This is a genomic window from Allohoeflea poritis (assembly GCF_027889715.1).
Classification (GTDB): Bacteria; Pseudomonadota; Alphaproteobacteria; order Rhizobiales; family Rhizobiaceae; genus Hoeflea_A; species Hoeflea_A poritis.
The window spans coordinates 204,671-222,578 of the sequence record NZ_JAPJZH010000006.1 but is presented as its reverse complement, the minus strand read 5'-3'; the positions used below and the strand labels follow the sequence as shown (position 1 = coordinate 222,578).

The window sequence follows — 17,908 nt, the reverse complement described above, 5'->3', positions numbered from 1 at the left end:
GTGTCTGTCTCCGCCCGCCTGATCTTCTCAAGCCTTTAACTGCTCCGGCGGTCAGGTCTCGGCGGCAGCCCGCTCGACAATGCCGTCAAATTGACAGTTGAGAAGGATGGTCCCTACCGGGTCTGACATCACTGCCGGAGTTGGCTATTGGGCCGAAGGGCAGTTGGAAAAGAAATGGCGCCTGTGCCGTTGCCGCAAATCCGCCAACAAGCCTTTCTGTGATGGAACACAATTTGGCATGGTTTTTGGCAACGCGAGTTCGGGCGAATCCTGCCGAAGATGCAAACTCGCGAGTTTACTTTACGCGCAATTAAGCTGACCAACTGAAGTTACACGGCAGCAACTGGCTGGTTTGAACCTGTATACGTTATTGGGTGCTTCCCTGATGATTGCCGTTGCCGTTCTGCGAGATGAGAAAACAAAAGTTGAAAAAGATCAGCGTTGTGTTTCCGAAATATCAAAGGCGTAGTCGCAATAGTCTCCCAGCTTTGTATCTAAGGCGCTGATGCCATCGTCGGCCTCCAAAGCGCTCGTGTATATTGCAAAGCAGCGTTCAACATAGGCTTTGATATCATCGTTGGCACCGCTGTTGGACGCGCCCATTCCCCAAGTAATGAATACGGTGACAATAAAGCTGCCGAGCAGTGGGATCATATATGGGCCCGGTTTCTTGTCAGGAACTCCAAACAAATAGGCTGCGAAACCAGCAACCAAGGTTAAAACCGCAGGAATAAGGTCGCCGACAACGCCGACACGGCTATTGCCACCATGGTAGCCAACAAGCCCCCCAAAAATGGCCACCACAAACAATGCGCCCAGAACTTGGCCTGCTTCGTTGTTTTCGCGAGCGATCTTGTATATTGGCAACATACAAACAAACGCCGCTGCTACCGCAACAAAAGCGACCGAGGCGCCTGATTTCAGACCCCACTCAAAGTGCTCCCAAGGTACGACGTAAACATCGAAAAAACGAGTGTCAGGGTCTTCACTGTCCATTGCCGTCAACTTGCTGCAAGTATATCACCACATCCCCACTACTCAGCGAATGCTGCACCCATGGAGCCGCCTGGCGCAGAGTGTTTTGAAATGCATCAGATGATTGCATCTGTGTTGGATCGACTACAGACCACTCACCTCCATAAACACCGAAGTCGCCGGCTGGCAAGGTTTTGTACTGGTCGTAGTCTGACAAAGCATCTTCGAATACTCGTCGGGAGTCCGCGGCGTTGTCGCGAATGAGTGGGCGCATTCCATACCCACCATTTCGATTAAACCAAATCAAAGCTCCTTCGATGTCATCAGGCACCGGCATTGATGATGGATTGCATTTTGATGAAGGGCCGGATTTCGGACACTTAGGCTTGCGCATTACTATGACCGTACCCTTCCTCGAAGCAGTGTTTACTACTTCGCAGAATTTGTCTCGGTCAGACATGGATTGGCCAAGCGCAAAGTGTTCTTTGCACGCAGATTCCGCTCGCACGGGCGTAACGTAGACGATTGCAGCTAGCGCGATAATGGTAGACCACATCACCCATTTAACTTTTTGTCGGGGGTGAGCTAACACACAGTTGTCAGACATGTTTTCAAAGGCTTGATTTGAAATCATTCGACCGCCCGACGGACGTAACTCCACATTTTTGATCATCTGTATTCCCCGACATTGCGCGCATTGTTGTTGAGGCCGAGGTTATGCCGCCCCTGAGGTTGCATCTGTGGAAATATCCACAATCAGATGTGTGTAGCGCTGCAGCAGTTTTCTGATGGAATTTCGGACCCAGATAACCAGCCGGATCGGTTCCAAAGTAACCAGCATTGATTGTTGAATCTGCTCTGTATGAATAGATCCGCTCCACAATCAGCACTTCCTGCCAGTGAGTGCTAACAATCTGTTTTTAAACACAAAATACATTTGCCGAGTTGCCTTGCTCGGCAAACCGGTGGACAATCGTGATTCGTTGGAACTGGAGGGAATGGATGAGCGCAACGGAAATGGAGCTGATGCTGTCCGGTCACGGGCTGACGACGGCACAAATCTTTTACCGGATACCCGATTTCAGGACGATGCTTCAGTCCTATCTCTGGCAGGAATACGACACGGCTCCGGATTTTCCGAAGCTCCACGGATTTCTGGATTTCTGGCATGAGAACCTGGACGGTCCGATCCACTCGGTGCAGTTCACGCATCGGCACCTGATCCGCCCCGGCGAGTGGCGGCGCGTCGATCACGAAATCATCCTGCATTAGATCGAGATGATTGGTTTGGGCCTGGTAAGGTCCGGGAAATGAACGGCTGACAGGCCGTCTGCGGGCCCGCCGTCCGGAACGTGTGGGGGACATGCAGTTCCGGATTGGTCGGCGTGCCCGCATCCGTATCAGGAATCGGCGATGCGTTTCCAGAAATGATGCGCGCGGTCGAGCCGCTGCAGGCGGTTCCACTGGCGGTCGCTCAGCGTGTCCTGACGGTCGACCAGCGAGCGGATATCCGTGTTGATCGCATTCATCCTGCGCTCTGCGTAGGTGTTGAACATAACAACCTCCTTAAATGCCGGGGTATCCCGCACACTCGCGGGAACCTCTCATACCTTGCATTTGGTGATGCTTCGAAAACGCGCAAATTAATTCGCGTTAATGTTCGAATAATTCTTAAATATCTGAATTCATTAATCTAATGACCGTAGTGCGCCTGGCGCGGCTGTCACACTGATGACCGATTTGTGGCAAGCCGCCAAACCAAGCCAGACACGTCTAGCTCAACAGGGCGGTCGCGACCTCGGCGGCGACCAGCGCCGCAATCACCTGCGGACGCTTGTCCCTTACAGCATTGCCGCCGATCGGGCAGACGAGACGGTCGCAATCGGCGCGCGCACCGCCTTCCTTCTCGTGCCAGGAAAGATAGGTCGCCCGCTTGGTCTTCGAGCCGATCATGCCGACATAGGCAGCATCCGTGCGCGCGAGCGCCTGCTGCACGATCAAAAAGTCCAGCGCATGGTCGTGGGTCAGCACGACAAAGGCGGAGCCCGGCGCTGCCTCGGCGACGAGGCTTTCCGGCATGGCGGAGAGACGCTTTTCGACATCGGCTGAAGCGGAATCGAGTTCGCCCTGACGGGTCTCGACCAGGATCGCCCGGATCGGCAAAAGGCTCAGCGCCTCGGCCAGCGCCTTGCCGACATGGCCGGCCCCGAAGATATAGACTTGACTCAGGCCCGCTTCTTCCTTGCGCGCTTCGGCCACAAGATCGTCGGCCGCCCGCTCGTCGAGCAGGTCGATGTCCAGCTTGACCCGGCCGCCGCAGCACTGGCCGATTTCAGGGCCGAGCGGAATGTTCATCTCGGCTGTCTGCTTGTCGTTTGCGAGCAGCGATCGTGCCTCGCCGATGGCCATCAGTTCAAGCTGTCCGCCGCCTATGGTGCCGAACATTCCGTTTTCGGAGACGAGCATCCATGCGCCGGTCTCGCGCGGCGTCGAACCCAGCGCCTCGGCAACGGTGACACGCGCGATCGGGGTGTTCGCGTTGAAGAATTGCGACAGTCGGGCGACGCGCGATTGCATCGCTCAGGCCTGTTTCAGCCGGTCGACCGCCATCAGGATACGCTCCGGTGTTGCAGGCGCGTCGAGGCGCGGGCATTCGCGGTAATCGGCGACGCTGGCGACGGCCATGGAAAGCGCCTCCAGCACCGAATTGGCGAGCATGAAAGGCGGCTCGCCCACCGCCTTGGAGCGGCGGATGGTGCGTTCCTTGTTGGTCGACCAGTTGGCGAGCTCGACGTTGAATTCCTTCGGCTTGTCCGAGGCGAGGGGGATCTTGTAGGTCGAGGGTGCATGGGTGCGCAGCCGGCCATTGTCGTCCCACCAGAGTTCTTCCGTCGTCAGCCAGCCCATGCCCTGCACGAAGGCGCCCTGGACCTGACCGAGATCGATCGCCGGGTTCAGCGACTTGCCGACATCCTGCAGGATGTCGACCCGGTCGACATGGTATTCGCCGGTCAGCGTGTCGATGGTCACTTCCGAAACCGAAGCGCCATAGGCGAAATAGAAGAAGGGCCGCCCCTGGCCTGTCTCGCGGTTCCAGTGGATTTTCGGCGTCTTGTAGAAGCCCGCAGCTGAGAGCTGCACGCGGTGCGTATAGGCTTGCCGGATCAGTTCGTGGAAAGGGATGAGCTGGTTGCCCACCTGCACATGGTTGGGAACGAAGGCCACCTGTTCTTCCGGAACCCCGAAATGCTCCGAGGCATAGGCGACCAGCCGGGCCTTGATCTGCTCGCACGCATTGGCCGCCGCCATGCCGTTGAGGTCCGAACCCGAAGAGGCGGCGGTGGCCGACGTGTTCGGCACCTTGCCGGTGTTGGTTGCTGTGATGCGGATCGTCTCGATATCCACCTGGAACTCGTCGGCGACGACCTGCGCCACCTTGGTGTTGAGCCCCTGGCCCATCTCCGTGCCGCCATGATTGAGGTGGATCGAGCCGTCCTGGTAGATATGAACGAGCGCGCCGGCCTGGTTGAACCAGGTGGCGGTGAAGGAGATGCCGAACTTCACCGGCGTCAGCGCGATGCCCTTGCGCAGCACGCCGCCGGCCGCGTTGAAGGCGAGCACGGCCTCGCGACGGGCCTGGTAATTGGAGGATTCCTCCAGCTCCTCGACGATGCGGTGGATGATGTTGTCCTCGACCACCTGGTGATAGGGCGTCACATTGCGCTCGCCGATGCCGTAGAAATTCGCCTTGCGCACCTCAAGCGGGTCCTTGCCGAGCGCATAGGCGATCTCCTCGATGACGCGCTCCCCGCCGAGCTTGCCCTGCGGGCCGCCGAAGCCGCGGAATGCCGTGTTGGAGACGGTGTCGGTCTTCATCGGCCGCGAGCGCAGCCGCACATTCGGCAGGAAATAGCAATTGTCGCAATGAAACAGCGCCCGGTCGGTGACCGGACCCGACAGGTCCGAGGAGAATCCGCAGCGCGCCGCGAAGACCGCGTCGAGCGCCTCGATGCGTCCGTCATTGTCATAGGCGACATCGTAGGCCACGTGGAAATCGTGCCGCTTGCCGGTGGCGATCATGTCATCGTCCCGGTCGGGACGGATCTTGACCGCGCGGTTCCAGCGCTTTGCCGCGATGGCGGCGATTGCCGCGAACTGGTTGCCCTGCGTTTCCTTGCCGCCGAAACCGCCGCCCATGCGGCGCGTATGCACGGTCACCGCGTTCGAGACGGTGCCGAGCGCCTGTGCCACCATGTGCTGGATTTCGCTCGGATGCTGGGTCGAGGAATAGACGGTCACTTCGTCGTCCTCGCCGGGTATGGCCATGGCAATCTGGCCCTCGAGATAAAAATGGTCCTGGCCGCCTATGCGCATTTCGCCGGAAAGCCGGTTCGTCGCCGAGGCCAGCGCCGTTTCCGCATCGCCATTGCGAAGTTGCAGCGGTTCGGTCACATGCGGGTAGCCAGCCTCCATGGCGCTGACCACATCGGTGTGGTGGGGGCGCTCTTCGTAGTCGACCCGGGCCAGCGTCGCTGCGCGGCGCGCATCCTCGCGCGTTTCGGCGATCACGGCGAAGATGGGCTGGCCGTAGAAAGCGCTTTGGTCGTCTGCCAGCACCGGCTCGTCATGGCGGTGGGTGGGGCTGAGATCGTTCTCGCCCGGAACGTCGGCCGCCGTCAGCACGCCGATAACGCCCGGCGCATTGCGCACGGCTTCAAGGTCCATCGACGTGACGATGGCGTTCGCCCGCTCGGAAAGCCCGAGATAGGCGTGCAGCGTGCCGGCCGGCTCCACCATGTCGTCGATATATTCGGCGCTGCCGGTGACGTGCTTGTGGGCGGAATCGTGCCGGCGCGGCGTGTGGACGCCGCCGGTGATCTCAGAGGAACTGCGGGTGACGGTTTCGCCCATGATCACGCCTCCGCCAGCGCTTTTTGGTGCCGTGCGATCTGAACCGCCTGGCCCTGTGTTTCAAGATAGAACCGCTTCAGGAGGTTCTTTGTCGTCATCATCCGGTACCGCGCCGAAGCCCGCCAGTCGGTGAGCGGCGTAAAATCGCCTTCGAAGGCCTCCATCGCCCGCTCGACATTCGCCTCGTTCCAGTCTTGGCCGATCAGCGCCTGCTCGACCGCCTTGGCTCGCGTCGGCGTCGCCGCCATGCCGCCGAAGGCGAAGCGTGCATTTTCGACGGTGCCGTCGGCGGACAGGCGAAGGCGGAACGCGCCGCAAACCGCCGAGATGTCCTCGTCGCGGCGCTTGGAGATCTTGTAGACGGCGAATTTGTCGCCGTCGGGAAGCTTGGGGATGAAGACGGAGCGGACGAATTCGCCCGGCGCGCGGTCCTGCTTGCCGTAATCGATGAAGAAGTCTTCCAGGTCGATCGTGCGTGTCGCGCTGCCCTTCTGCAGGGTGAGTTTTGCGCCCAGCGCGATCAGCGGCGGCGGCGTGTCGCCGATGGGCGAACCGTTGGCGATGTTGCCGCCGACGGTTCCCATGTTGCGCACCTGTTCGCCGCCGATGCGGTCCCACAGATCGCCCATGGTCGGAATGCCGCGGGAGAGCGCCTCGAACGCGTCCGTATAGGTTACGCCCGCGCCCATTGTGATGCCGCTCTCGTCCTCGGAAATGGTCTGCAGCTCGACGAGATTGCCGATGAACACGGCCGGCGCGATATCGCGCATATGCTTGGTCACCCACAGCCCGACATCGGTGGAGCCGGCGACGACCGTCGCACCCGGATAGGCCTCCAGAACGGCTCCGAGATCGTCGACCGAGCCGGGCACGATCGTCTTGCCCGAAGGCGAGTCGATCTCGACGCGGTTTCCGTCGCGCAGCTCCGCCAGTTTTCCGCTGATGGCCTCATGGGTGACAATCAGCTTGTCGCCGCTATTGTCGCTTTGCGCCATCGCCTCGGCCGCGTTGAGGATGGCTTCATAGCCGGTGCAGCGGCACAGATTGCCCTGCAGGGTCTTTTCGATGCGCTCTGCGTTCGCCTTCGGCGTTTCCAGCCAAAGGCCGTAGAGCGACATCACGATGCCCGGCGTGCAGAAGCCGCATTGCGAGCCGTGGAAATCGACCATTGCCTGCTGGACCGGATGCAGATTGCCGTTGATTTCGGCAAGGTGTTCGATCGTGACCACGTGGCAGGCATCCAGCGAGCCGACAAAGCGGATGCAGGCATTGACGCTCTCATAGACGAGGCCCTTCGGCCCCAGCCGGCCGACCAGCACGGTGCAGGCGCCGCAATCGCCTTCCGCGCATCCTTCCTTGGTGCCGGTCAGGCGCCGCCGCAGACGCAGATAGTCAAGCAGGGTCAGGGTCGGCGAAACGTCGCCCAGATGCACGACTTCACTGTTCAGAATGAAGCGAAGCTCATGGCGGACCGTGTCAGGCATGCCGTCGTCTCCCTCGTTATAATTATTCTGAACTATCCTATCGCGCCGCGCCGAAAAAAAACCAGCGCAGGCGCAAAAAGACTTTCAATGAAAGCTGGGAAATCACCCGCACGCGTCAAGGTTTGTTTGAAAATAAACCGCCGAAAAATCGCCAGGCTCCAGGCGGTCTGCCGGACGGTCGCGGCCGGTCATCGTCGCGGCGGATCTTCCCCCACCAGGGTCAGCACCATGATCTTGAGCGAATCGAGCAGAGCTTTCAGGTGCCGTTTGTCCCGTGCGCTGCTTTTTGCGCCTTTGGCGGCGGTTTGAATGGTGTCCGCAAGGGCTGGCAGCTTCAGGCCGGCCTGTTCAATCCGGTCTTTGTAGGGTTTGAGGAGGTCCTGCAACACGGCACGGTGGTTTTCGTAGGATTTTGCAAGCTCGTCGCGCGCTGCGTCATTGAAGCCATCGACAATGTCCTTGGCGTCGGGGGACGACTGCAGCCATTCATACGGCTTGACCACGAAATGCAGGAAGAAGATGTCCAGCTTTGTTGCAAGGTCGTCCGCTTCTTCCGTTTCAGATCGTATTGAAGCGACGGACTGCTCGCCTATATGGCGCATCATCGCGCGCAGCAGATCTTCCTTGTTCGCATAAAGATTATAGAGCGTCTGGCGCACGATTTTGGCCTCTGCCGCAACGTCGCTCATGGTCGTCCGTTTCACGCCGTAGCGCGAAATGACGCCGATCGCCGCCTCGATGATCTGCTCGCGATTCTTCATGGTCTTTTTATTGACAAAAAGTTTGATATTGTCAATTTTGGACAAATCTACTATTGTTGTCGAAAAGTCAAATTGTAAGGGCGGCCATGGAATACCGCCATTCATACGAGGGAGAAATTCGATCGGGCGGATCCGCCACACCCATTCCGCACCCCACGCAAATCTGGACACCGCTTAGGAGAAACGTCTTGCAATATTCGCTGCAATTGAACGGAAAAACCCATAGCATCGAAGCCGAACCCGGCACCCCGCTCCTGTGGGTCATACGCGATGAATTGAAACTGACCGGAACGAAATTCGGCTGCGGCGTCGCCTCCTGCGGCGCCTGCACCGTACACCTTGACGGCGAGCCCGTGCGTTCATGCCAGACCCTGATCGAGGATGTCGGCGGATCGGAAGTCACCACCATTGAAGGGCTGGAATCGCCCGAGGCCAAAGCCGTTCAGCAGGCCTGGGTCGAGCTCGATGTCGTTCAGTGCGGTTATTGCCAGTCTGGCCAGGTCATGTCGGCCGCCGGACTGCTGAAGGAAAATCCCAAGCCGAGCGCCGAGGAGATCGACGACTACATGTGGGGCAATGCCTGCCGCTGCGCCACCTATCAACGCATCCGCGCCGGCGTCCAGCGCGCATCCGAGATCATGGAGGCCTGATATGACCGTACATTCATCCCGCCGCGGCTTCCTCAAGGGCGCTGCCGCCGCCACGGCCGTCTTCATGGTCGGTGTCCGTCCGAATGGCGTTCTTGCTGCCGCGAGCGCCGAAAGCAAGATGTTCAACCCGTTCGTCAAGATCGGATCGGACGGAAGCGTGACCGCCATCGTCAAGCATTTCGAGAAGGGACAGGGGCCTGCAACCGGTCTTCCCACCCTCATAGCCGAAGAACTCGGACTGCGTATGGACCAGATCGACTACGAATTTGCTCCATCCAATCCGCAAGTTTACAGCAATCTCCTGTTCGGCCAGTTCCAGGGTACCGGCGGCTCGACCGCCATGGCGAACTCCTTCATGCAGTACCGCAAGGCCGGCGCTGCCGCCCGCGAGATGCTGATTTCCGCCGCCGCCGATGAATGGGGCGTCGATGCAGCGGGTCTCAGGATCGAGGAAGGCATGGTGGTCGGTGCCGGCAAATCCGCGCCGATCGGCGAATTCGCCGCTGGCGCTGCCGGACTCGAGCCGCCCGCTGAACCGAAGCTGAAGGATCCGGGCGAGTTCAGACTGATTGGCGATCCCGATGTTCGCCGTCTCGATACCGAGATCAAGTCGAATGGCACGGCCAAATTCGCCATGGACCTCCACCTTCCCAACCAGATGATCGCCGTGATCAAGCGGCCGCCGCGCAAGGACGGTATGGCGGTCGGCATGGATGACAGCGGCGCGAAGGCGATCAAGGGATTCATCAATGCGGCGATCCTGCCCAACAAGGCCGGTGTGGCCGTCTATGCGGAAAACACCTGGGCCGCGCTTCAGGCCCGCGAGGCGCTGGACGTGGAATGGGACATGAGCCAGGCGGAAAGCCGCAGTTCCGACGAGATCAAGGCCGAGATCATTGCGGCGCTCAGTGCCGAGCCGGAATTCAACGTTTTGAAAAACGACCATGGCGCGATCAACGCGGCGCTCGATGGGGCTGCAACGGTTGTGGAAGAGACCTTTTACTTCCCGCTGCTGGCCCATGCGCCGATGGAGCCGCTTAACTGCACAATCGAGGCAACCGCAGATGGCGGCATCTTGCTGCATGATGGCTGTCAGTTCCCAACCGGACCGCACATGGCGCTGGCTCAGATTTTCCAGTTGCCGATGGAAAAGATCCGGATCAACACCATGCTCGCCGGCGGCTCCTTCGGCTGGCGCGCCACCCCGGACGCCGACTATCAGGTTGAGGCTGCGCTTGCCTTCGTCATGACCGACCGGTCGCGGCCGGTAAAGCTGGTCTGGTCGCGCGAGGATGACATAAAGGGCGGCCGTTACCGCCCGGCATTTGGCCACAAGGTAAGGGTCGGCCTCGATGGTGACGGCAATATTGTCGGCTGGGATCACCGCATTGCCGGTCAGTCAATCATGAAGGGCACACCCTTTGAGGCGCTGACCGTTCATGACGGCGTTGATCACAGCTCGGTCGAAGGTGTCTCGGATACGCCGTACCGGATACCGGGACAGTTTGTCGGACTGACCGACACGCAAAAGGCGACGAGCCTGCTGTGGTGGCGCTCGGTCGGCCACACCCACACAGCCTATGTCATGGAAGTGATGATGGACCTTGCTGCGAAGGCGGCCGGCAGGGACCCGGTCGAATTCCGGCTGGCTCATCTCAACGGCGAGAAGGACCAGGACCGCATGGCCGGGGTTCTGAAACTGGCTGCCGAGAAGGGCAATTGGGGCAGGGTGCCGGAAGGCCGCGCGCAAGGGGTCGCCGTGCACAAATCCTTCGGCAGCTACGTCGCCGAGGTGCTCGAGATATCGGGCAATGCCGAAGACGGGGTCAGGATCGAGAATGTCACCTGTGCGGTCGATTGCGGTATTGCCGTCAACCCCGATATCGTCAAGGCGCAGATGGAGGGCGGGATCGGCTATGGCATCGGCCATGTGATGCGCGACCAGATCACGCTCACGGGCGGAGAGGTCGATCAGTTCAACTTCCCCGACTACGAGCCGTTGCGCATCAGCGATATTCAGGCGATTGATGTGCATATCGTCGCCTCGCAGGAAATGCCGACCGGCGTCGGAGAGCCGGGCACGCCACCGGCGGCGCCGGCGCTCGCCAATGCGATCTCGGCAGCCAGCAACAACCTGCGGGTTTCCAGCCTGCCGATGGCTGAAAACGGCGTTTCCTTCGCGTGATTTGAGATGCCGGAGGGCGGGTTATCCGCCCTCCGGCTGCGTCCAAAAACGACGCTTTTGTCGCGCCTGAGCGCGCATCGAAATCCGATTTTGGCCAGCATATGACCGGTAGCGGGTGGCGGCCCGCGTCAGTTTGGTGGTTCGCTATGTCGGAAGTCGCACGGCATTCATACGGGCTCCATCCTCGCGCTGCCGAGGGGATCACCTGCATTGTTCTGGGCATGATGTTCTTCGTCGTCCAGGACGGGCTGATGAAAACGCTGATCGGCGCCTATCCGATCTGGATATTGATGGGCGTGCGCGGCCTGATATCGCTGTTGATACTCCTGCCGATGATCGTCATTCTGGGCCAGCCGCATCGGCTGTTCACGCCGGTTTGGCCGCTGCACCTGCTGCGCGCCTTCATGTTTGCACTGGGTTTTTCGCTGTTTTACACGGCCTTTCCCTTCATGAGCCTCGCGGAAGTGTCGACCATCTTCTTTTCAGCGCCGCTGATGATTGCGCTGCTCGCCGCGCTGTTTCTCGGCGAGCAGGTGGGAATCCACAGGATCAGCGCACTCATCTTCGGTTTTGTCGGTGTCGTCATTGCCATGAACCCACAGGTGGATTCCTTCCGCTGGGCGACGCTGCTGCCTTTGGCTTGCGCGTTCTGCTATGCCGTATCGCAGATCCTTGCGCGGCAGATCGGCGATCGCGACAGTACGCTGACGACCGGCCTTTACACGGTTGTGCTGTCGAGCATCATGCTTCTGGCCTTCGGTTGGGCCGTGAACCGCCTTGTTGATTTTGGACCGGAACTCAACCACCTGCGCTGGCAGATTCCGGCGTTCACCGCCGGCAATCTGGTCATGTTCGCGCTGCTCGGAACCGTCGGCATGGTGGGTTATCTGCTGATTTCGCGGGCCTATCAGGTAACCAGCGCCAGCCTCGTGGCGCCGTTCGATTATACCTATCTGCCGCTCGCGGCGCTGATGGCCTATATTGTGTGGGACGAGGTGCCGAGGCAGACCACGCTCATCGGCATGGGCCTCATTGCCGCAAGCGGACTCTACCTCGGATACCGGGAACTGCGCAGCAACCGCGCGCATATCGATCCGCTGCCGGTCGCCGAAGCGACTGTCGCGCCCGGCAACCCGACAGCGCCCATTTCATTGCATGCGGACATTGACGAGCATTAGTCGACGAGATTATTTGAACTATGATCTTGATTTTGACAACGTTAGCATCGATATAGGCGATATCGATATTTCGGCCGACTGACATGGCCCGCGCTGAATGCGCTTGCTAACGTTCCTTCTTCCCAAATTTCGAGTTCGTCGTCCCTCTGCACATGGGCTTTTGGGGGCAAGCACAGCAATTGCAAGGAGAGAGACGCAATGGCTACCGGTACTGTAAAATGGTTCAACGCAACCAAGGGCTATGGTTTTATCCAGCCCGATGAAGGCGGCAACGACGTCTTCGTTCACATCTCCGCCGTCGAGCGCGCGGGAATGGGATCCCTGGCGGAAGGCCAGAAGATCAACTACGAAGTTGTTCAGGATCAGCGTTCCGGCAAATCGTCGGCTGACAATCTGAGCGCTGCCTGACGCGCTCCCGTTCGCGCCTGCCAAGTCACGGATGTACTGGCGGGCAGGCCGCGGAAAACGGGAATGCGCGCGGCGCGAAGGAAGAGGCGGGGCCTGGCTCCGCCTTTTTTGATTCCCGGGCCTGCCGGCATGGCAGCGCCGGCCTTTTCGGCGCCGGTTCCGGCGCGTCAGGCGTTGGCGTATTTGTCGCCGACTTCCCGGCGCAGCGGATGCGTATCGTAATAGATCTTCATCGACTTGAACTTCCGATCATCGTCGAAGGTGAAATGGTCGACACCCTCGAAAGTGAGCTGGCTGCCGTCGGCCAGTGTCCAGTCGTAGCGGAAGTGACCCGCCCCGGTGCTGCCGTCCTCGCCGATCAAAACATCATGGACCGTCAGCACGCTGTTGCTTGACGCGTTGCCGAGCTTTTCGAAGAACGGCCGTGTCGGAACGGTCCCCAGAAAGGGCGATACCACGAAGCCGTCATCGGCAAACATGCCGATGATCCCCTCGATATCGCCGGCTGTCATGCGTTCGAAATATTGGCGGATGGTGGCCGCTTTTTCACTAGGCATCGTTACTCCTGTTGAATTCGCCGCGCGGCGCGGATGTGAACCGGCCTTCAAGAGGCCCGGAATTCGTCGGTCGCCCCTATGTGGCGGGGCTGGCCCGTCGCTTCAATGCCTGGCAATGTCTGGCTCGGCAACCGGAGCAACCATATTTGGGATCCCGCACAGCCCGCGTAAACAGCGGACATGGGTTTTATCCAGCCAAACGGCACAAAAACCGCGGTGGCATTTCTGCCACCGCTGCGTCCGACACGTCGTTTGCGGGTGGATTCAGCCCGCGAGCTGTAGGTAAGCACTGACCAGAACGCCGATCATGACGATCTCGACGACGAGTGGTGGGATAACGGCCTTGTCAAAACCGTCTGATACGATCCCGACAATCCGCCCGAATGCGACGACGCCAAGGAGAATGGCCACGGCCAGGAAGCCGAAGGTTTGACCTGTTGCGAGGCCGATCGCAAGCAACGCAACGCTCGCCAGGAAGAGCCCGCCAATGACGGAGCGGATCGTGCTCAGGCCGGCGGTGCCGATGGGTTCGATCGCGAAATTGCCGACCATTCGCTTGGGTGCGAACATGGACATGGTGCCGAGACCGGCCAGCATGAGTGCGGCGGCGCCAACGAGGATTTGAAAAGTGAGTTCCATTTGATTTCTCCTTGTATGAGGTTCGGGAAGAGAGGCTTATGCAAACTGGTGAACGGCGCGATTGGCGTTGTCCTGGAAGACCGGATTGGCGAGATCAGAGACGATGGTGGCCTGATCGATCACCGGCCCGGTTGGCGAACCACCGGCACTGGCGTAGAAGCGACCGCTCTCGAACTTCGGGTTCAGCAAGCCGTCGACATACCTCTTGGCGCCTGTTTCCACGCCGTGCATCATGCCGAGAACCGGCATCAGGATGCCGCCAACATGCTTGAAGAAGAGTCTCTTCAGGAACGGGAGATCGTCCATCCCGTTCGTCCCGGTTGTGCCGCCCGGACTGATGGTGACGAAGCGGATATGCGGGTGTTGGCGGGCCATGGATCCCATCCACAGCGCCGCGGTCAGCTTGACGTTGGCGTAGATCTCCAGCGGATCGCCATCAGGCCCGAACTTGCTGCCATTCGCGATCGATGCGAACTCCTCGACAGACGATGTCTCGAGCTCGGGTCGCGCGATACCCATTTTCGGTATTCCGCGCGCCGCCTCGGATCCGGCATATAGCACGGTTGACGTTACAAGCTGGCGTTCCAGCAATTCGTCGACCAGGACCGCATGGCCGAGGACGTTGGATGCGAAGATGTTGGTGACACCGCTCGCGGTCAGGTTGTTGGGTGCGCGCCCACCGGTGCCGCCTGCGTTCAAGATGGCCGCGTCGACGGGCGCGTGAAGGCCTGCCACGGCTTCACGGACCGACACGGGATTCGAAACGTCGATCAGGAGGATCTGGAAGATATCCCGTCCGGTTTCGGCTTCGAGCGCTGATTTAGCCGCCTGTGCCTTCGTTTCGTTGCGGCATCCAAGATAGATCTTCTCGATCCCCTTGTGGAGGGCAAGCTGTCGGGCTGCCTCACGGCCCAGTCCGGCATTTGCTCCGGTGATAAGAACGGATTGAATCGGTTTCATGTGCTGGCTCTCTGAGTGGGTTGCGTCTTGTGCACCAAAGCTAATGCGGTTTAAAATTGAACTGTAGATAGGAAAGAATGGACATGATGTTTCAATTTTGAAGCACAAGGATGCCCCGATGACCTTGCCTGAAAGCCATTCGCTGAATTGGGATGACCTGAAATATTTCCTGGCGGTTGCCCGGACCGGTACCTTGAGGGGAGGCGCCGACAGCATTCGCGTCAACCACACCACTCTTACGCGGCGGATAACGGTCATGGAGGAGCGACTCGGCAGCCGGCTTTTCGACCGGTCAAAGGCAGGCCTGGTTCTGACGCAGCTTGGTGAAGATCTGATGCCGCATGCGCAAAGAGTGGAAGACGAGATGGCGGCCGCATCCCGGGTGATTGTCGGACGTGACGCGAATCCAAAGGGGACGGTCTATGTCACCATGCCGCATGGATTGGCCATGACATCGATCATGGATGATCTGACCGCCTTCGCTGGTCTCTATCCGGACATTACGCTGAATATGACATTCACCAATGACGTCGCCGACCTGACGCGTCGCGAAGCGGATGTTTCACTGCGCGTCGCGCATGAGGTCACCGATGATGTCGTGGGACGCAAGCTCGTGCAAATGTCGCAGGCGGCCTACTGCACCAGGGACTATGCGCGAAAGATCGAAGACAATCGCGGCGACGGCCTGCACTTCATCGGCTGGCACGAGCCTGAGGGCGACACAACGGCAAGGTGGCTGCGGGACAGCTACTATCCGAGGGCGCGGCTTCGTCACAGGGTTTCCGAGCTTGTCCCGTTGATCACGCTGGCCGCATCCGGGCTTGGTATGGCTTATCTCGCCTGCAATCTCGGAGACCGCCACCCGGATCTCATTCGTGCGCCCTTCCAGAAACCGCTGGCCTATCGAAGCCTGTGGCTGCTGCTGCACCGGGACCTGCGAAACACCGCACGGGTCAGGCTGTTCGTGGATTTCCTGGCTGCGGAGGTGAAGTCACGTCGAAACGAGTTCTGGGTCACCGGAACCGTGCAGGGCACTGACTTGTAAAGCGCGTCGCGCGGCAACCGCATTTCAGGACCAGGTCCGCTAGGCCTCACATCCCGGCAAATATGCCCCGCATCCAGTCGCGGTTGGCGACAGTATTTGCCGGACGGGGGTGCGGACAAAGCTGCCAATGACGTTCCGTAGGGTAACGTCGCGCCATTGCGGGAATCTCGGTTTATGTTTATTTACAGAATGTGGTCGGCAGAAACCCAGGCGTCACTGCTCCATCCGGAGTGCTAAACCTGCCAGGAAACGAGATTCGACATCGCATTGAGTAGGGCGTCGTTTCGTCAAGTCAGTGACCGGCGAACCAGCACAGCGCCCGACTTGGATGCATCATGACAAAAACACCGATATCTTTGCATGCGCACGATCTGACCGTTTTTGCACGCGCGCTCTCACGGCAACTCGGCGACTCAAGCCCGTCCCATTTGACGTTGATGAATATGATCGCCCGCGCGTCCGGCTTCCAGAATGTGCAACACATGCGCTCTGCTTCGGCAGCCGGGAGGCGCTTGAAAAATCAGGAGGACAAGCTGATCGCCGACGCACGAACGGTCGAGCGAACGCTCCATCAATTTGATGAATTCGCACGATTGTGCCGGTGGCCATCCAAACGTTCGATCCAGACCCTGGCGCTTTGGGCGCTTTGGTCGACCCTGCCTGCGAACCACTCGCTGGACGAAAGGGCACTGAGCGATCACTTTGCAAATGAGCATCTTTTCAAGGATGCAGCCACGTTGCGCCGGACAATGATTGCTTGTGGTTTGCTGACCAGGAAAAACGATGGAACGGACTATCGAAGGGTCGAACAGAAGCCTCCGGCCGATGCGAAAGCTGTCATCCGTGCCTTAAGTGCCCGACGTCGCACGCGCACCGGGGCCAGCACCTCAACGCGGCATGTCTAGCGATCCAGAACTATAGGGTTGTCGATCCTCCTCGCCAGCCAAAAGAATTGCCGTCGCACCGGTCTTCCGCGCAACCATTACTGCATGTTCCACCGGGAGGCATGTCGCCAAAACTGTCGCATTGGGCTCTAAACTGCACTTTGCGGCAGTGCAACGGACCCGAATTGGAGAAACACGTGACGAAGGTCGGGAATTCGGGCGAAGTCGCTGTTTGAGAGTTCTTTGTGAATGGCGGCTGAGCTGAACAAGGCCGCCGCTCCCAAATTTACGATGAACATCAGCTAGGTGCTGTTGCCGGATCGCTTGCCGCGTTCTATCTCTGTGGCCAGAGCGTCCATTTTGGATGCCCAGAAATGCCGAAGCTGATCAAGCCAATCATTGACGTCGTCGAATCCGGACGGATCAATTTCGTAACAGCGTTTGGCACCGTCTTTGCGCACTTTGGCAAAGCCGGTGTCGCGCAAGACGCGAAGATGCTGTGAAACAGCGGATTGAGAGATGCCAAACTCGGCCTCAACGACCGCAACGATTTCACCTGACGCATGTTCCTTCTGTGAGATCAGCTCCAGGGTTCTCCGGCGCACGGGGTCGGACAGCACGTCAAAGGCGTTCATTGTTCCTCGCCGGTGTAGAACGCAGCGGTGCGTTTTGCAGTTTCCATAGCAATCTGCGCGTCTGTTCCGGCCTCGGTGTGGGCCTTGCCCCAGGCTTCGGCCCATCCACGCAATGTGGCCTTGCCTGTCGCGCTCACGGACCAGGCTTCTCCGGCCTCGATGGTCGATGTCCCTTCGCCGGACAGGTGCATTTCCAGCCCCAGCATCGCCAGCTCCCACCCTACGCCGGTCGCACCGGGGCCATACTGATCCCAATGCGCCTGGCTTTCCAGATCCGTCGGATGCTCATGTTCGAGCGTCAAAAGTGCGCCTTCGTCTGATTGTTGGATTGTGATATTGACCCAACTGGTATTTCCCCCGAACTCCCAAGTAAGAGCCAATTGTCTGGGCGGTTCGCAGACGACAATATCACCGTCCGCATTTCCTTCTATTGAGAAGCGCCCGCCTTGTTTGAAATCGCCAGCAACCTTCGCGAACCAGCGCTGCAAGCGCTCCTTGTCCGTCAAAGCACTCCACAAATCTGCCGGGGTCGTAGGGTAGTGGCGACTTGCACGCACGATGTAGGTCCGGGCCCCTTCGCGTTCACCGCTAACAACCTCCCGAAAGGACGCTCCAAGAGCTTCGATAAATTCCATC

General features: G+C 59.4%; 20 protein-coding genes. 8 read left to right on the top strand and 12 right to left on the bottom strand.

The genetic code is table 11. The features are described 5' to 3' along the window. Positions 1–106: 106 nt before the first annotated feature. Entirely contained in the window at positions 107–319 is a 213-nt protein-coding gene (locus OOZ53_RS26545) for a CDGSH iron-sulfur domain-containing protein (protein WP_425499137.1), read from the top strand. 116 nt (positions 320–435) lie between these two features. Here the strand turns inward: OOZ53_RS26545 and OOZ53_RS11985 are convergent, their stop codons facing one another. Together OOZ53_RS11985 and OOZ53_RS11980 are read right to left on the bottom strand one after the other, a co-directional pair. Continuing rightward, on the bottom strand, positions 436–996 hold the full coding sequence (locus OOZ53_RS11985) for a hypothetical protein (protein ID WP_271089796.1): 561 nt from the start codon (positions 994–996) through the stop codon (positions 436–438). After that, positions 986–1,648 carry a hypothetical protein gene (locus tag OOZ53_RS11980; RefSeq protein WP_271089795.1) on the bottom strand — a complete coding sequence of 221 codons (663 nt, stop codon included), beginning with the start codon at positions 1,646–1,648 and terminating at the stop codon, positions 986–988. Before OOZ53_RS11980 ends, OOZ53_RS11985 begins: the two co-directional genes overlap by 11 nt. Before the next feature lie 329 nt (positions 1,649–1,977). Between OOZ53_RS11980 and OOZ53_RS11975 the strand changes: the two genes are divergently transcribed. Next, positions 1,978–2,247 carry an usg protein gene (locus OOZ53_RS11975; RefSeq protein WP_271089794.1) on the top strand — a complete coding sequence of 90 codons (270 nt, stop codon included), beginning with the start codon at positions 1,978–1,980 and terminating at the stop codon, positions 2,245–2,247. Positions 2,248–2,375: 128 nt separating this feature from the next. Here OOZ53_RS11975 and OOZ53_RS11970 read toward each other — a convergent pair whose 3' ends face one another. From OOZ53_RS11970 to OOZ53_RS11950, 5 genes are all read right to left on the bottom strand, one after another. Next, positions 2,376–2,531, bottom strand: a complete 156-nt coding sequence (locus OOZ53_RS11970; RefSeq protein ID WP_271089793.1) for a hypothetical protein — start codon at positions 2,529–2,531, stop codon at positions 2,376–2,378. A 217-nt stretch (positions 2,532–2,748) separates the two neighbouring features. Then, positions 2,749–3,552 carry a xanthine dehydrogenase accessory protein XdhC gene (gene xdhC / locus OOZ53_RS11965; RefSeq protein ID WP_271089792.1) on the bottom strand — a complete coding sequence of 268 codons (804 nt, stop codon included), beginning with the start codon at positions 3,550–3,552 and terminating at the stop codon, positions 2,749–2,751. Positions 3,553–3,555: 3 nt separating this feature from the next. Next, positions 3,556–5,886, bottom strand: a complete 2,331-nt coding sequence (gene xdhB, locus OOZ53_RS11960) for a xanthine dehydrogenase molybdopterin binding subunit (RefSeq protein ID WP_271089791.1) — start codon at positions 5,884–5,886, stop codon at positions 3,556–3,558. 2 nt (positions 5,887–5,888) lie between these two features. After that, positions 5,889–7,370 (bottom strand): xanthine dehydrogenase small subunit, encoded by a 1,482-nt coding sequence (xdhA, locus tag OOZ53_RS11955; RefSeq protein WP_271089790.1) that lies wholly within the window; start codon positions 7,368–7,370, stop codon positions 5,889–5,891. A 188-nt stretch (positions 7,371–7,558) separates the two neighbouring features. After that, positions 7,559–8,272: a TetR/AcrR family transcriptional regulator gene (locus tag OOZ53_RS11950; protein ID WP_271089789.1), complete on the bottom strand. Its 714-nt coding sequence runs from the start codon at positions 8,270–8,272 to the stop codon at positions 7,559–7,561. 47 nt (positions 8,273–8,319) lie between these two features. Here OOZ53_RS11950 and OOZ53_RS11945 point away from each other — a divergent pair, with 47 nt between their 5' ends. From OOZ53_RS11945 to OOZ53_RS11930, 4 genes are all read left to right on the top strand, one after another. Further along, the gene (locus OOZ53_RS11945; protein WP_271089788.1) at positions 8,320–8,781 is read left to right on the top strand and encodes a (2Fe-2S)-binding protein; all 462 of its coding nucleotides are present in this window, start codon (positions 8,320–8,322) and stop codon (positions 8,779–8,781) included. 1 nt (position 8,782) lies between these two features. Further along, positions 8,783–10,966, top strand: a complete 2,184-nt coding sequence (locus OOZ53_RS11940; protein WP_271089787.1) for a xanthine dehydrogenase family protein molybdopterin-binding subunit — start codon at positions 8,783–8,785, stop codon at positions 10,964–10,966. Positions 10,967–11,112: 146 nt separating this feature from the next. After that, the gene (locus tag OOZ53_RS11935; RefSeq protein ID WP_271089786.1) at positions 11,113–12,144 is read left to right on the top strand and encodes a DMT family transporter; all 1,032 of its coding nucleotides are present in this window, start codon (positions 11,113–11,115) and stop codon (positions 12,142–12,144) included. Positions 12,145–12,342: 198 nt separating this feature from the next. Further along, on the top strand, positions 12,343–12,552 hold the full coding sequence (locus OOZ53_RS11930) for a cold-shock protein (protein ID WP_271089785.1): 210 nt from the start codon (positions 12,343–12,345) through the stop codon (positions 12,550–12,552). A 167-nt stretch (positions 12,553–12,719) separates the two neighbouring features. Here OOZ53_RS11930 and OOZ53_RS11925 read toward each other — a convergent pair whose 3' ends face one another. The 3 genes from OOZ53_RS11925 to OOZ53_RS11915 all read right to left on the bottom strand — a co-directional run bounded on the left by OOZ53_RS11925 (position 12,720) and on the right by OOZ53_RS11915 (position 14,708). Further along, complete coding sequence (locus OOZ53_RS11925; protein WP_271089784.1) at positions 12,720–13,109, bottom strand: nuclear transport factor 2 family protein; 390 nt, start codon at positions 13,107–13,109, stop codon at positions 12,720–12,722. 264 nt (positions 13,110–13,373) lie between these two features. Further along, the gene (locus OOZ53_RS11920; RefSeq protein WP_271089783.1) at positions 13,374–13,748 is read right to left on the bottom strand and encodes a DUF4345 family protein; all 375 of its coding nucleotides are present in this window, start codon (positions 13,746–13,748) and stop codon (positions 13,374–13,376) included. A 36-nt stretch (positions 13,749–13,784) separates the two neighbouring features. After that, positions 13,785–14,708: an SDR family NAD(P)-dependent oxidoreductase gene (locus OOZ53_RS11915; protein ID WP_271089782.1), complete on the bottom strand. Its 924-nt coding sequence runs from the start codon at positions 14,706–14,708 to the stop codon at positions 13,785–13,787. A gap of 118 nt (positions 14,709–14,826) precedes the next feature. On the opposite strand from OOZ53_RS11915, the gene OOZ53_RS11910 reads away from it, so the two are divergent. Both OOZ53_RS11910 and OOZ53_RS11905 read left to right on the top strand, forming a co-directional pair. Continuing rightward, positions 14,827–15,753 carry a LysR family transcriptional regulator gene (locus tag OOZ53_RS11910; RefSeq protein ID WP_271089781.1) on the top strand — a complete coding sequence of 309 codons (927 nt, stop codon included), beginning with the start codon at positions 14,827–14,829 and terminating at the stop codon, positions 15,751–15,753. Between the two features lie 335 nt (positions 15,754–16,088). After that, positions 16,089–16,658, top strand: coding sequence for a DUF2087 domain-containing protein (locus OOZ53_RS11905; protein WP_271089780.1), 570 nt, complete (start codon positions 16,089–16,091; stop codon positions 16,656–16,658). Positions 16,659–16,939: 281 nt separating this feature from the next. On the opposite strand, the gene OOZ53_RS11900 is transcribed toward OOZ53_RS11905, so the two are convergent. Beyond that, positions 16,940–17,272 carry an ArsR/SmtB family transcription factor gene (locus OOZ53_RS11900; protein WP_271089779.1) on the bottom strand — a complete coding sequence of 111 codons (333 nt, stop codon included), beginning with the start codon at positions 17,270–17,272 and terminating at the stop codon, positions 16,940–16,942. Next, complete coding sequence (locus OOZ53_RS11895; protein ID WP_271089778.1) at positions 17,269–17,907, bottom strand: SRPBCC family protein; 639 nt, start codon at positions 17,905–17,907, stop codon at positions 17,269–17,271. Before OOZ53_RS11895 ends, OOZ53_RS11900 begins: the two co-directional genes overlap by 4 nt. Position 17,908 lies beyond the last annotated feature (1 nt).